Below are 14625 nucleotides of genomic sequence, written 5' to 3' on the forward strand. Positions count from 1 at the left end.
GAGTTAAACGCTCGTATCTACGATCAACGCTAAATTGGTTCTGTCTTTTCTCAAGCTTTCAATGATATCGAGGGTATCGAGCTTAGAACCCAGTTTGTTCCGATTTGGCAACCTTATGTGGTGATCTCTGCTGTCTTCAATTGTTACGCGGTTCTACGCTAATGACGTTGTCTGGCGATACCTCGCTTCCACTTACCCAGCCTGTTGAGCTGGCCGTTGCAGATGGTGCTTCCATCTGTAATAAGTCAGCATCCATTTACGATCTGGTATTTACGCAAGATATTTTAGGGACGTACCTATCGTTTTATTGGCAAGCGGCAAATGACCATGGCTTAAATGGCTTGAACCTAGTCGGCCGACGTATGGGAGAGTTGGTAGATGCATTTGTGCCTGTGGCGATCGCCCCCTACTTGAGCCAAGTGCACCGATCCCTCGAGCATGTATCGCCCCAAAGTTTTGTCTTTCCCTTCCGCTGTGGTAGCCAGTACTTGCTATTTCAGCTCTTGGTTAGCCCGATTCTGCTGCCTCGCCAGTCGGCCACGACCGTATTAGTGATGGGAAGCTTTCGAGGATATTGCACCGAAGTTGAATCCTCGCAGTGTGTGGATGAGATTTTGAGCAACTTGGGGCAAGCGGTTGAGCATCACACCCACCACTATCAAACTTCGCTCACTCAAATTGCCTGGAACATTCGCCGAACGCTCGATCTCGATACCATATGGCAACAAACTGTGGATGGGCTTGGGCGATCGCTCGACCTTGATCGGTGTTTGGTCTTTCCCTACAAAGCCAATGCAAATGTAGATCGCGTCGTTTCCGTTGCAGAATTTCGTCAGCCCTATTTAGATTCCAGCTTGAACTGTGAGCTCTATCTCGCCAGTGCACCTCATCTAGAACAGGCGATCGCAATACAGCAGCCCGTTGAGCTAACCCTAACCAATGCTCAAGGGCAGCTTGTTCGCCAGCTCATTGTGCCTACTTCTCATCAAGATCAGCCGAATGGATTGATCGTTCTTGAACGATTAGCCAGTTCGCGCCGATTTAACGACGTTGAAATTGCCCTAATTCGAGACTTGGCCGATCAAGTGGGTACAGGAGTGGCCCATGCCTGCCTATTTGCTGAAAGCCGCAATTTAACCACTGAGCTGCAACGTGCCAACGCCAGCCTCATGCAGCAGTATCACGAATTGGAAGAAGCTCGCCGCCAGGCCGAAGAAGCCTCTCGTCTCAAAAGTGAGTTTTTGGCAAATACATCGCACGAGCTGCGTACTCCCCTCAACGGTATGATCGGTTTCCTCAAGCTCATTATTGATGGCATGACCGATAGCCCAGAGGAAAAGAACGAATACATCGAAGAAGCCCATAGCTGTGCCATTCATCTGAACAACATCCTGACCGACATCCTCGACATTGCCAAAATTGAAGCGGGCAAAATGCAGCTTGACCTCAACCCTGTCAAGCTTGAGGAGTTGCTGAACGAGGTTGAAAAATCGACCCGACCTTTAACACAGAGAAAACATTTAACTTACACCGTTCGTACGCCAGCCACCCACGACGATGTGATCTTGTATGGCAACTACCAACGGCTGAAGCAGGTGTTGCTCAATCTGCTGAACAATGCCATCAAGTTCACCCACGAAGGCGGAATCACGATTACCGCTGAGGTGATTCCTAAAAAGCTGGTTGAGCAGGAAGGTGAGCAAACTTCTGGAATGGTCAAAATCAGCGTGGCTGATACTGGAATTGGTGTATCTCTAGAAAAGCAGGACAAGCTGTTTCAGTCGTTTAGCCAGGTGGATGGTTCGCGAACGCGCCAGTATGGTGGCACGGGCCTAGGGCTTGCCATTTCGCAGCGCTTGGTGGAAGCGATGGGTGGCGTGGTGAATTTTTACAGCATGGGTGAGGGCTTGGGATCGACTGTAACTTTTACAGTGCCGTTGTTCCAAGAACCTGTCATGATTGCGGAGTTGGTGAGCGACGAGAGCCTTCCACCGTCTGGTTTTAGTGAATAGCAAACATTCACAACGATGTCCCAGACATTACGGTGTCAGGTGCCCGTGTGGAACTGGGTAAATTGCTCTGGTACAGGCTCTGACTTTGTGTAGAGATTGAGTGTAGAGATTGAAGGTGGACTGTGGGCTGGGCGATCGCTCTGCTCGACATCCCAGAATGGAATGACTTTGGCCAAAAAGGATTGACAAGCGGATGGTTGGGAATACTAGTAAATAATGCTACTTACCCGGTTTAGCTGTGCCCAAAGGCCCGATTCACCATGAATGTCGTGTTGCGGCATAGCGAGTTTAAGGAAATTTCGTGGGAATGTTCCTTAAATAGCAGAGTTAACATAGCACTAGCTGAGTTGATAAGAATGGGCGCAGTAATGCGAATCGTTCAAGCCGATTTAAGAGAACTTTTGGGTTCCTTGACGGCGATGGATTGCAAACCCGAGGCTCCTTGTACTGCCGCAAAGCAATAGGGTTGGAAACCTTTGGGGAACATCTTTGTGGGACAGGACTTACGCAGTTGAATGATGTTTGGAGCGCTTAGCGCTCCAAACATCATTCAACCCTTGGTTTTTTGGATGAAGTGCGTAAGTCCTATCGGATTTACTGCAAGATTTTTTTGAGGAGGAGTGTACCTGTGGTTTTGCTAGATGTGTTGTTGTATGGGCTGGCCGCAATTCCGTTGGTTCCTATCGCTATTTTTGGGACTGAGTGTGCTGCTGCGCTTCTTCCAGGAAAGACGCGATCGTCCCAAACCACAACCCCCCGATTTGCTGTGTTGATACCTGCTCATAACGAAGCTTGGGGGATTGCTGCAACGCTACGGGAATTGTTGCCTCAACTGTCGCCATCCGATCGGTTAATTGTCATTGCCGATAACTGTAGTGATGAGACAGCGGCGATCGCCCGCGAGTGTGGTGCAACCGTCATTGAACGGCAGGATGCCATCAACCGAGGCAAAGGGTTTGCGCTAGATTTTGGGCTGCACTATTTGGATGCAGATCCACCCGACATTGTGGTGATGGTGGACGCCGATTGTCGAGTCCAGTCAGGAAGCATTCAGGCGATCGCCCAACTTTCTGCAGCAACTCAGCGCCCTGTGCAAGCTGTGTATTTGATTGAGCAACCGCCAAATCCAACGCCAGTCAGTTCTCTATCCGCGCTGTCCTGTACCTTTAAAAATTTGGTTCGCCCAATGGGGCTTTATCGTTTGGGGCAGCCCTGCTTGCTGACAGGCTCAGGTATGGCCTTTCCCTGGCAGGTGATTCGTCATGCGCCTTTGGCAAGCGGCAACATTGTCGAAGATATGCAGCTAGGGTTAGATTTGGCGATCGCAAATGCATCTCCCCTATTGTGCCCCGAAGCTCGGGTTTTGGGTGTGCTGCCTCAGCAAGAGCAGGCGGCCAAGAGCCAGCGCACTCGCTGGGAGCATGGTCATTTGCAAACGTTGCTCACTCAAGTTCCTCGGCTCTTCAAAGAAGCCGTGAAGCAGCGTCGTCTTGATTTACTGGCTCTGGCCTTAGATCTTGCGGTGCCGCCCCTGTCTCTTGTTGTGATGTTGTGGATGGCGGGACTATTAGTCACTGCGATCGCAGGTTTGCTAGGCGCGTCATGGTGGCCTGCTCTGTGGCTTTGTGGCGGTGGTTTGTTGATGTTCGCGTCGATTGTCGCAGGTTGGTACGCTTACGCCTGCAAAACAATTTCGGCTAGGAGATTGCTGGGCGTTCCCTTCTACGTTTTGTGGAAAGTTCCCCTTTATGCTGCGTTCTTAGTGCGCCGCCAAACCAAGTGGGTTCGCACTGAGCGAGATATGGGCTGATCTGGAGAAACACAATCGCTGCAAGATGAGATCTTCTGCTTGAATTGTCGTATGGTTCTGCTGCGCGACAATTCAGGTGTGAAAGTGTTATTCACGTATAGCGATCGCTAAGCGCATTCGAAAAACTTTCAACTAACCCTTGCTGATCAAGGGTTAGTTAGCGGATAAGTATCTCGACACTATTAAAAAAGACCCTAAAACGCTGTGTCGTCCGTTGTGCGGAAGGTGCGGCGTTTTAGGGTTTTAAGTTTGACGATGGCTGCTGACTCAACGTCATCAATTTGTACGTCTAGCGCTACGGCCAAAACAACGAATCACCCGAGCGTGGCAAACTCACTATCTGCCACGCTCGGGTGAAAAGAATTCTGGATTGTGGGTTAGCTTACGCGAGCTTCAAACTTGTGGGCATAGGCATGTAGCAATGTGCCAACCTGGCTCAGCACTTCGTCACCTGTGTTCTTGCCGATAGCTTGGCGTTCGGGAAAGAACTCGGGACGGTCGAGGTTGCGAGCGATCGCCTCACTCACCTTTTGGGCAATCATGGCATTGAGGTCTTCTTTGGCACGACTGCGTTGATAGTCAGCCCCTTCCTCTGTCGTAGCGTATAAGGGCGGCAAACGGTTGAGCGCATAGGCAGCAATATCGCCCAGATCGAGAGTGCAGTCGCTTGTTGCCTCAATTTCGGCAACCCGGGCAATCGCCTCGGTGAGCACCAATTCTTCCATCACGTTAATAAACTGCTTGCGAGGAACCGCAACGACCTCCCCGGTAAGCAGCGAACCCATCAAGCGGTCGAGAGCCATGTACTCCTCAATTGACAACTCGGAGGCTGTATCACAAATACGGCCAACCTCAGCCTCCATTGCGGGAGTTAAATACCCATCTTGAAGAGCTTGTTCAACAATCTTCTCAATACTCATAATGCCTTCTTAAGCTCCATGGCACGTATGGAAACAGGCTATGTACTGTGTCCTACAGATTTAGTGTTCCCGACATTTGACCCAAGGCATCAAGCAATTGATGAGGTTTGCATAAAGTATGCCGAACCTAAGCCGTGAGATGGTACCGATCGAGCCAAGTTGGCTAATGCGAAGTGATGCCATGGTGACACAGCCGACTCGAATGGCAACCAGTGGTGAATAAGCTGAAACCCCGGTTTTTGCGTGCACAACGCGCATGGAAAACCAGTGTTTTGGGAGGATGCACAACGGCCATCCTCCCAAAACACCCTGAACCGAAACTGAGTTGATGACAGGGCTTAGTCGAAACCCTGGTTGCGCCAGGGAACCGGATCAACCGATTTGCCATTAACAAACAGGCCCCAGTGTAGGTTTGGCCCCGTAGCAGACCCAGTTGCGCCGATGCCGCCAATCCGTTGACCTGCCTGCACCATGTCTCCTTCATTCACATCAATTCGGCTGAGGTGAATGAACACGCTGGACACTCCCTGCCCATGATCAACGCCAATGGTGTTGCCGTTTAGGACAAATCCATCGGAAACACGGCCAACCAGGGCAACTCGGCCTGCGGCAGGTGCATAAATGGGTGCGCCAACGCCACCAGCGTAGTCAACTCCACGGTGGTAATAATCTTGAGCAAAAACGCCGTTGTAGTAGCGGCGAACGCCAAAGGGTGAGGTTACTCGGCCATCTGCCGGACGACGAAAGGCACCACTCCAATATTTCTCGGGCGATATGGTTTCGCGGAAGGTTCGGAGGCGAGAAAACTCGTGCTCAGTCCCGCCAGAGCCACCGCCGCGCACGGTAATGCGCTGGGTTTGAAAGGAGCGATCGCGCAACGATACGGCCAAGTTTTGCGTACTGCCGTCTGTGGTTACCTGAATCACCTTGCGACCGGGAGCATCTAACGGTGTGGTGGGTAGCAAGGCCCGATAGCGATCGCCTCCCATGGCAAAAGCCGGATAGGTCTCGCCCTCAAACTGAATCGTCGGAACTTCGCTGCCGCGCACAATCACCAAAATGGTGTCGCCTAACTGGGGATTGGTAGGACGAATCTGCACATCTGCTGCCTGAGCCGGCACTAGCCAGAGAAAGATGAGGGCGATCGCGGCTGCCAAGCCTCCAATCAGCATCGACGGGTTCAATCGCCACAGAGTGCGTCGTCGCCGAATGCCAGTCCAAAACGAATGCAGGTGGGCCATGAGTCAATTCCTAGTGTGAAGCGCTTCTGCCCAGATAAAGTATCACGTTTTGGCTCGGCCAACATCCGCTCTGGCTGGCTGGGATCACTTCTGCTCTAGTACTGTGGCTAGAGGAGCGCGATCGCCCCATTTTGCCGATATGCCCTAACTCATAAACCCGCTATGCTAAAGATGAAGACGTAATTAAGTTTCTTAAATTTCAATCGCAAGATTAGGTCGCAACATCTGTGCAGGAAGACTTTCGGTTAATTGTCGATTTAGTCATTGTGTTTGCTGCGGCTGCGAGTGGTGGCTTGTTTGCGGCCTTACTACGGCAGCCCGTGTTGCTGGGCTATTTGCTAGGCGGCGCAATTGTGGGGCCAGCCGGGTTGGCCCTCGTCAAAGAATTAATTCAAGTGGAAACGCTGGCTCAGTTTGGAGCTGCGTTTTTGCTATTTGCGCTAGGGGTAGAGTTTTCCCTGGCCGAGCTAAAAAAGGTTAAAAACATTAGCTTGGGCGGCGGCACCCTGCAAATTCTGGGGACGGTGCTGATTACGGCAGTGTTGGCCGTCGCGGTTGGCTGGGTGACATCGCCCACTCAGGGCATCTTTTTGGGTGCCATTTTGTCTCTGTCGTCTACGGCGGTTGTGCTGAAGTGCTTGATGGAGCGTGGCGAAACTGAAACTTCCCATGGCCGGGTCATGCTGGGCATTTTGGTGGTGCAAGATTTGGCTCTGGGTCTGATGCTGGCCATCTTGCCTGCGCTCAACCAGCCATCAGAGCAGATTGGGCTGGCGATCGCCATTGCGTTACTAAAGACGGTGTTACTGGGGTTGGGGGCGATCGCCGCTGGTATTTGGCTGATTCCGCCACTGCTGCGCTTGCTAGCCCGTACCGAAAGCCGGGAGCTATTTTTGCTGGGTGTGGTGGCGCTCTGTTTGGGAATCGCCCTGTTAACGGAATATTTGGGCCTGTCGATTGAAATGGGTGCGTTTATCGCCGGACTCATGATCTCGGAGGTGGAGTACGCCGATCAAACGCTGACCTATGTAGAACCCATTCGCGATATCTTTGCCAGTTTGTTCTTTGCGGCGATCGGAATGCTGATCGATCCCGGATTTATTTGGAACAATTTGGAACTGATTCTGGGGCTGGTGGCACTGGTTTTTGTGGGCAAATTCCTCATCATTACGCCGATTGTGCTGGCCTTCCGCTATCCCCTGAAGACCGCCCTAATTGCCGGATTGGGCCTAGCTCAAATTGGGGAATTTTCCTTTGTATTGGCTAGTAAGGGGCAGGTGTTGGGCTTGGTATCGCGGCAGGTATACCTGCTCATTTTGGGAACCACGGCGGTAACGCTGGTGTTTACCCCCTTTGTTCTGCGGTTGATTCCCCGCTTTTTTGCCTGGGCGGATACGGTGCCCTGGCTAGAGGGCTTGCTGGCCGGTTCCGAACAGCCCCTGGATGTGGCAGAGGCGTTACCTTCTACCAATCATTTGGTGGTGTGTGGCTATGGTCGCGTGGGACGCACCATCGTGCGTATGCTGCGGGATCATGACTATCCCGTGGTGGTGATTGAGCAATCGGAGCAGGCGATTCAAAAGTTGCGGGATGAGCAAATTCCCTATGTGTACGGCAATGCAGCGAGTCTGCATGTGCTGGCAGCGGCGGGTGTGTTTGAGGCGGCGGGTATGGCGATCGCCCTGCCAGATCCCATGAGTACGCGCCTGTGTCTTAAGCGATCGCTGGAGCTATCTCCCGAACTGGACGTGGTGGTGCGCGCCGGACAGGACAAAGATATTGAGCTGTTGTACCAACTGGGTGCGCGCGAGGTGGTGCAGCCCGAGTTTGAGTCTAGCCTGGAGCTATCGGCTCATTTGCTCGTTGGTATGGGCCGCTTGCCGAATCAGGTACAGCAAGAAATTGTGGCCATTCGCAACAGCCACTATCTCGACTTGCGACCAGAGCGATCGCCCAAAGCGGTGACTCGCGACCTGCGTGTGGCCGCTCAAGATATGAATAGTCGTTGGTATGACCTGCCCGAACTGTCTCCCCTGCTGGGACTCACCCTAGAACAGGCTGAACTGCGCCGCATTACTGGAGCTACGGTGATGGCGATTCGTCGAGCCGATGGAGAAGAGTTGGATTATCCTGCTTCGGAAACGGTGATGCAGAAGGGCGATCGCGTGCTGGTGGTGGGCGATTCCGATGAGCTGGCGGCGTTCAAAGATTTGGTCAAGGGCGAGGTTCCGGTTCCCACAGAGGATTTGTCTTGCCAATGGCTGGCCTTGCCGAGTGACTGCCCGGTCAACGACAAAACCTTGGCTGAGCTTAATCTCAGCCAGGATTACCGCGTTCAGGTGCAGGCGATTCGACGGGAGGGTGAGTTTCTGCGGTTTCCCAACGGCAGTGTGGATATTCGCTGTGGCGATCGCCTACTGTTGTGTGGCACATCCGAAGACCTGAACCGGCTGCGAACATGGTTGTTTCCCGATAGCGCCGATGCGCTGCTGAACATTCCCATTGCCGCAATGCCCATGGTAGAAGGGGTCACGTTGGAAGAGCGGAACTAGGGGAAGACGCGACTGAGCGAGCTGGATAAGGGCAGGTTGAGCCATTCACCCTCAATGGACAGCCAGCATTTTGGCAAAACCTTCCCCTCCGGTGGAATGAATCTTCCGACACGTTGGTTGTGGTTTACACAACCAAGCGTGCATTAATTGCTGGAATGGACGGTTGTTGTGGAGGAAGGCTGTACACCGTCTGCACAACAACCTGTTTAGAACAGCACTTTACTTTAGCTGTGGGTTTGATCTACATCTTGGGTTTGAGATACACGATGGCGTGACGCCATACCACCGTGGGCTGATCATAATGGTCGATCAGGCACAGACAGTGGGCATCCTGCCAGCGAATTTTGCCGGTTAGTAGGTCGTTCGTAATCAGCTTCAATTCCACCTCTTTTTCTTCGCGAATGGTGGATTGAATTTGGCGAACGCTAGGAAGTCCGGTTTCGAGTTCGGTTGTCATGGTGGTGCTTTTGTCTTGGTTTTAGTTCAAGCAGGATAGGAGATGCGCTACATTTCGACCGCCCAAGGGTTACCAATTTGGCCGCGAAGTCTGCTCAAAATCTCTCAACTGCGCAAGTCCTCAGGTATTGGATAATAAATGAGCGGCGATCGCCCATCATCATCATTCCCTTTTCCCCTTTCAGCATAGCGGAGAGTCTTGAATGGCACTGGAGTTTACGAAATATCACGGCTTGGGTAACGACTTTGTGTTGGTCGATAATCGGCATCAGGCTGAGCCCATTCTGACGCCAGAGCAAGCCATTGACTGGTGCGATCGCCATTTTGGCATTGGGGCCGATGGGGTCATCTTTGCGCTGCCAGGACAGAATGGCACCGACTACACCATGCGCATTTTCAACTGCGATGGTTCTGAGCCGGAAATGTGCGGCAATGGCATTCGCTGCATGGCCCGCTTCATCGCCGATTTGGAAACTGCCGAAACCGGAACTCACAAAGAGTCCTACCAGATCCACACCCTCGGCGGATTAATCATCCCCAAAATGGAAGCCGACGGCCAGATTACGGTGGATATGGGCGAACCACGTCTGCTAGCGGGCGAAATTCCCACCACGCTGACTGCTCCCGATTCGCAAGTGGTGAACCAACCGCTAGAGGTGGCTGGCAAAACTTGGAATGTTACCTGCGTCAGCATGGGAAATCCGCACTGCATCACCTTTGTAGAGGATACGGCGGCGGTTCCATTGGAAGCCCTTGGCCCCCAGTTTGAAAATCATTTGGTATTTCCCAAGCGCATCAACACCGAGTTTGTGCAGGTGGTGAGCCGCGACTACCTCAAGATGCGGGTGTGGGAGCGCGGAGCCGGAATTACGCTGGCCTGCGGAACGGGAGCCTGCGCTACGTTGGTGGCTGGCGTGCTGAACAACCAGTGCGATCGCCGCGCCACGGTAGAACTCCCCGGTGGCAATCTGCTAATTGAATGGTCTGAAGCCGATAATCACCTTTATATGACGGGGCCAGCTCAGCACGTGTTTACGGGTAAGCGAGAAATTTAGGTTGAAGGGGCGATCGTCAACAATCCCCGTGACTCAATTCCCCTTGCTCAGGAGTCTGCGCACAATGCAGGCTCCTTTTTCATTGGCTGCGCAACTAGCGCTTGATACTGCTGCTTAAGAGATGCGGGCATTCGAATGGGGCGGTTAGTTTGCAAACTTACAAACACGCCCATCTGCTCACCGAGAGCAGCGGTTTTGCCATTGACGGCGATCGCCGCATTTACCGTCCACCGCAGCGAGTCAACGGACTGCATCCACATCTTGCCAACGGGAACATCGCCCAGCTTCACAGGTTGTTTGTAATCAACCTTAGTTTGCACTACAACGGGCATAAATCCGTCCCGCAGTTGCTCCCCCAACGGGAAATGGCGGGCTAGCATCTCCAGCCGCAAATCCTCTAGCCATCGCACATACACGATGTTGCTGACAATCCCAGCAAAGTCGATGTCGTAGGTTCTGACAGGCAAGGGAAGTTCGACCTCAAACGGCTGCTTGTGCTCTAGACTATCCATTTTCAACTTTTAACTTGCAATTCAAAAGTTAAAATAACAGGGCTAACTTGTAAAATGCAAGTAACTGGTGATTACTGTTTATGATGTCTCAACCTCGCCGCTCTCCCTGTCCTGTCTCCTGTACGCTCGATTTGCTGGGCGATCGCTGGACGCTATTGGTCATCCGCGACATGATGTTCTTCGGCAAGCAGCGGTTTGAAGAATTTCTGGAATCGCCGGAAGGAATTTCAACCAATATTCTGGCAAATCGGCTCAAACTGCTGGAGGAATTGGGCCTAGTGGAGAAGCAGCCCTACAGTAGCCATGCCCGCCGCATGAACTACCACCTGACGGAAAAGGGTCAGAGCTTGCGCCCCGTTTTGCGGGTCATCGCCCTATGGGGTCTCAAGCATATTACAGATACCCAAATCCCCTGGAATCAGCCTGCCGATGCCGAATCATCTGCGCCAGCCACTTCACCTGCCGATTAAACCTCGACCAGTTCTTCGGTGGTTTCGGTCGCTTCAGCAGACCAGCCGTATTGCTCTAAGTAGGCGATCGCCCTATCGATAATTTCCACGCCCTGATCGACAGATTCAATCACCGCCAACTGTTTGCGCAGCTCTGCCGCATTAGGAAAACCCTTGGCATACCAAGTCATGTGCTTACGCGCCTGCCGAATGCCGCGATCGCCCTTGTATTCCCACAGCATAATTAAATGATCTCGCGCCACCTGCATCCGTTCGATTGGGCTAGGCTGGGGCAACCGTTCACCCGTCTTCAAAAAGTGGTCGATTTCGCCGACCAGGAACGGGTAACCCAATGTGCCCCGAGCGCACATCACACCATCGGCTCCCGTTTGCTCCAGGCAGGCGATCGCCGCCTCTACGGAAAAAATGTCGCCATTGCCAATTACCGGAATCGACAGCGCTTGCTTCACCAATCCAATCCATTCCCACCGAGCGGGGCCATTGTAGCCCTGAGCGCGGGTGCGGCCATGCAGCGTCAGCATCTTGGCCCCGGCATCTTCCATCCGCTTAGCAAACTCAACCGCATTAATTTCGCTATCGCACCAGCCGATCCGAGTCTTGACGGTGACAGGTACGGTCACGGCGTTCACCACCGATCGCACAATGTCTCCGGCGAGTTCCGGTTGCCGCAACAGCGAGGAGCCGCCGCCATTCTTCGTAATTTTGTTGACGGGGCAGCCCATGTTGATATCAACAGTGTCTGCGCCTTCATCTACCGCCTTTTGCGCTGCTTCGGCCAAAAAGTCGGGCCGACAGTCAAATAATTGAATGCTAATGGGCCGCTCACCCGGGTCAATTTCCATCAGCTTGGGCAATTGCTTCACATAGTGCAAGCCTGTGGCGTTCACCATTTCGGTGTACATCATGGAGTTAGGCGCATAGCGCCGCACCAACCGCCGAAACACCAGATCGGTCACCCCCGAAAGGGGCGACTGCAACACGCGACTCTGCAACTCCACCGAGCCAATCTTGAGCGGATTTGATAGCCGTGCCTTCAGTTCTGGAGAGAGCGTTGCCATGATGGAGCCTATAGTCTCGCGCTGTAACGTAGCGCAGATAACTTTCTGATTGTAGCTTGTTCACTTCGCCGAATTCTGCTTTCGCTCGCGCTGGAAACCCTTGTGCTGGAACTCTTGTGCTGAAAACCTTGCGCTGGAGCAATCGCCCATCGGAAACCCCACCCGGTTTAGTACGGTTCTCCTCGGAAGGGGCCGAGCGATCGCCACTACACTAAAGGCAATGGGTAACAAAACGTGAATTTCTTAACGCTTGCCTTGGAATGCAGCTGCATTGTTGGTCGAAATGACTTACCGGAGTGCGTCCTCAACCGTCCTACCTCAGGTTCGGTAAATACCCCTTCATGGAATGGTTCTTCCTGCGCACTATATAAGAGAGAAAACGCGGCGACTAGCGCGTGAGCACTCGCTTGGACTGGAGCGCGATCGCCCATCCAAGCCTCACAATCAGCAACTGAGGGCACTGCACCCGAAAGCATTAGGTCAAACAACGCCAGATTTTTTGAAGTACATAGAACCGGAGCACCGATCGATATGGGAAAAGTTGTAGGAATTGACTTGGGAACAACCAACTCTTGCGTTGCTGTGATGGAAGGTGGCAAACCAACCGTGATCGCCAACGCTGAGGGATTCCGCACAACGCCTTCAGTTGTTGCCTTCGATCCCAAAACCAAAGAGCGCCGCGTTGGCCAAATTGCCAAGCGTCAGTCGGTTATCAACCCCGAAAATACCTTTTACTCGGTTAAGCGTTTCATTGGTCGCCGTTTCGATGAAGTAACTCACGAAACCACCGAAGTACCCTACAAAGTGCTGAACGTGAGCGGCAACGTCAAGCTAGACTGTACCGCCGAGGGCAAGCAGTTTGCTCCCGAAGAAATTTCGGCTCAAGTGCTGCGCAAGCTGAAGGAAGATGCCAGCAAGTACCTGGGTGAAGATGTCACTCAGGCGGTGATCACCGTTCCCGCTTACTTTAACGACTCTCAGCGCCAAGCCACCAAAGACGCCGGTAAGATTGCTGGTCTGGAAGTGCTGCGCATTATCAACGAGCCAACTGCTGCTTCCCTCGCCTACGGATTGGATAAGAAGACCAACGAAACCGTACTCGTATTTGACTTGGGCGGTGGTACGTTCGACGTGTCTATCCTGGAAGTGGGCGACGGTGTGTTTGAAGTGCTGGCGACTTCGGGTGACACTCACCTGGGTGGCGATGACTTCGATAAGAAGATCGTGGACTTCCTGGCGGCAGAATTCAAAAATAACGAAGGTATTGACCTGCGCAAAGACAAGCAGGCTCTCCAGCGTCTGACGGAAGCGGCGGAAAAGGCCAAGATTGAGCTGTCCAGCGTGACCCAGGCTGAAATCAACCTGCCCTTCATCACGGCAACTCAGGACGGCCCCAAGCACCTAGAAATGACGCTGACTCGCGCTAAGTTCGAGGAGCTTTGCTCTGACCTGATCGATCGCTGTCGCATCCCCGTTGAGAATGCGCTGCGCGATGCCAAGCTGGCCAAAGAGGCGATCGACGAAGTGGTGATGGTAGGTGGTTCTACCCGAATTCCTGCCATTCAAGCGCTGGTAACTCGCATTCTGGGTAAAGAGCCCAACCAAACCGTAAACCCCGACGAGGTGGTGGCCGTGGGGGCTGCCATTCAGGCCGGTGTGTTGGCCGGTGAAGTGAAGGACATTCTGCTACTCGACGTGACTCCCCTATCCCTGGGTGTGGAAACGCTGGGTGGCGTGATGACCGCGATCATTCCTCGCAACACCACTATTCCCACCAAGAAGTCTGAGGTGTTCTCGACGGCTGCCGATGGCCAAACCAACGTGGAAATTCACGTGCTGCAAGGTGAGCGCCAAATGGCAAACGACAACAAGAGCTTGGGAACCTTCCGGTTGGATGGGATTCCTCCTGCTCCCCGTGGCGTGCCTCAAATTGAAGTGACCTTCGACATCGACGCCAACGGTATCCTGAATGTTCGCGCCCGCGACAAGGGTACTGGCAAGGAGCAGTCCATCAGCATCACCGGTGCTTCGACCCTGCCCAAGGACGAAGTGGAACGGATGGTGAACGAGGCCGAGCGCAACGCCGAAACCGACCGCGAGCGTCGTGAACGAATTGACCTGAAGAACCAGGCCGATTCGCTGGCTTACCAGGCCGAGAAGCAAATCGAAGAACTGGGTGACAAGGTTCCCCCGGCCGATAAGGAGAAGGTGACTAGTCTGTCGGCTGAGCTGAAAGATGCGATCGCCCAAGAAGATGCCGACCGCATGAAGTCTCTAATGACCGATTTGCAGCAAGCGCTGTACAGCATTAGCAGCAACCTGTACCAATCGGCAGGTGGCGGCGATGACGGTGGTGCTGGCACTCCTCCTCCTCCCGGTGGCGACGATGGCGGTAATGCGGGTGGCGGCACATCCGGTGGCGATGATGACGTGATTGATGCCGAATTTTCGGAATCGAAGTAGTCGCCAAAGTTCGGTGGTTGACGAGGCATGTTCTCTCATCCATCCCAATAGATAACAATGAAGTGGGGCCGTGGCA

The 14625-nt window shown here is 53.1% G+C and carries 11 protein-coding genes; 6 read left to right on the plus strand and 5 right to left on the minus strand.

The window, feature by feature from the left end; genetic code table 11:
* Nucleotides 1-161 precede the first annotated feature (161 nt).
* Together ACQ4M4_RS08795 and ACQ4M4_RS08800 are read left to right on the plus strand one after the other, a co-directional pair.
* Complete coding sequence (locus ACQ4M4_RS08795; RefSeq protein ID WP_430684113.1) at nt 162-2012, plus strand: GAF domain-containing sensor histidine kinase; 1851 nt, start codon at nt 162-164, stop codon at nt 2010-2012.
* Nucleotides 2013-2640: 628 nt separating this feature from the next.
* Complete coding sequence (locus ACQ4M4_RS08800) at nt 2641-3822, plus strand: glycosyltransferase family 2 protein (RefSeq protein ID WP_430684114.1); 1182 nt, start codon at nt 2641-2643, stop codon at nt 3820-3822.
* Nucleotides 3823-4199: 377 nt separating this feature from the next.
* Here the strand turns inward: ACQ4M4_RS08800 and ACQ4M4_RS08805 are convergent, their stop codons facing one another.
* Together ACQ4M4_RS08805 and ACQ4M4_RS08810 are read right to left on the minus strand one after the other, a co-directional pair.
* Entirely contained in the window at nt 4200-4742 is a 543-nt protein-coding gene (locus tag ACQ4M4_RS08805) for a late competence development ComFB family protein (protein ID WP_430684115.1), read from the minus strand.
* 338 nt (nt 4743-5080) lie between these two features.
* Nucleotides 5081-5983: a M23 family metallopeptidase gene (locus ACQ4M4_RS08810; protein ID WP_430684116.1), complete on the minus strand. Its 903-nt coding sequence runs from the start codon at nt 5981-5983 to the stop codon at nt 5081-5083.
* 227 nt (nt 5984-6210) lie between these two features.
* Here ACQ4M4_RS08810 and ACQ4M4_RS08815 point away from each other — a divergent pair, with 227 nt between their 5' ends.
* Nucleotides 6211-8535 carry a cation:proton antiporter gene (locus ACQ4M4_RS08815; RefSeq protein ID WP_430684117.1) on the plus strand — a complete coding sequence of 775 codons (2325 nt, stop codon included), beginning with the start codon at nt 6211-6213 and terminating at the stop codon, nt 8533-8535.
* Nucleotides 8536-8776: 241 nt separating this feature from the next.
* Here the strand turns inward: ACQ4M4_RS08815 and ACQ4M4_RS08820 are convergent, their stop codons facing one another.
* Nucleotides 8777-8992: an Hfq-related RNA-binding protein gene (locus ACQ4M4_RS08820; protein WP_430684118.1), complete on the minus strand. Its 216-nt coding sequence runs from the start codon at nt 8990-8992 to the stop codon at nt 8777-8779.
* 202 nt (nt 8993-9194) lie between these two features.
* Here ACQ4M4_RS08820 and dapF point away from each other — a divergent pair, with 202 nt between their 5' ends.
* Nucleotides 9195-10046 (plus strand): diaminopimelate epimerase, encoded by an 852-nt coding sequence (dapF, locus tag ACQ4M4_RS08825; RefSeq protein ID WP_430684119.1) that lies wholly within the window; start codon nt 9195-9197, stop codon nt 10044-10046.
* 47 nt (nt 10047-10093) lie between these two features.
* Here the strand turns inward: dapF and ACQ4M4_RS08830 are convergent, their stop codons facing one another.
* Nucleotides 10094-10558, minus strand: coding sequence for an acyl-CoA thioesterase (locus ACQ4M4_RS08830; protein ID WP_430684120.1), 465 nt, complete (start codon nt 10556-10558; stop codon nt 10094-10096).
* An 80-nt stretch (nt 10559-10638) separates the two neighbouring features.
* On the opposite strand from ACQ4M4_RS08830, the gene ACQ4M4_RS08835 reads away from it, so the two are divergent.
* On the plus strand, nt 10639-11028 hold the full coding sequence (locus ACQ4M4_RS08835; RefSeq protein WP_430684121.1) for a winged helix-turn-helix transcriptional regulator: 390 nt from the start codon (nt 10639-10641) through the stop codon (nt 11026-11028).
* On the opposite strand, the gene dusB is transcribed toward ACQ4M4_RS08835, so the two are convergent.
* Nucleotides 11025-12086 carry a tRNA dihydrouridine synthase DusB gene (gene dusB / locus ACQ4M4_RS08840; RefSeq protein ID WP_430684122.1) on the minus strand — a complete coding sequence of 354 codons (1062 nt, stop codon included), beginning with the start codon at nt 12084-12086 and terminating at the stop codon, nt 11025-11027. The genes ACQ4M4_RS08835 and dusB overlap by 4 nt on opposite strands.
* 531 nt (nt 12087-12617) lie before the next feature.
* Between dusB and dnaK the strand changes: the two genes are divergently transcribed.
* On the plus strand, nt 12618-14549 hold the full coding sequence (gene dnaK / locus ACQ4M4_RS08845; protein ID WP_430684123.1) for a molecular chaperone DnaK: 1932 nt from the start codon (nt 12618-12620) through the stop codon (nt 14547-14549).
* The last annotated feature ends 76 nt before the right edge of the window (nt 14550-14625 follow it).

This window comes from Leptolyngbya sp. AN02str, assembly GCF_050565595.1.
Lineage (GTDB): Bacteria > Cyanobacteriota > Cyanobacteriia > Elainellales > Elainellaceae > Kaiparowitsia.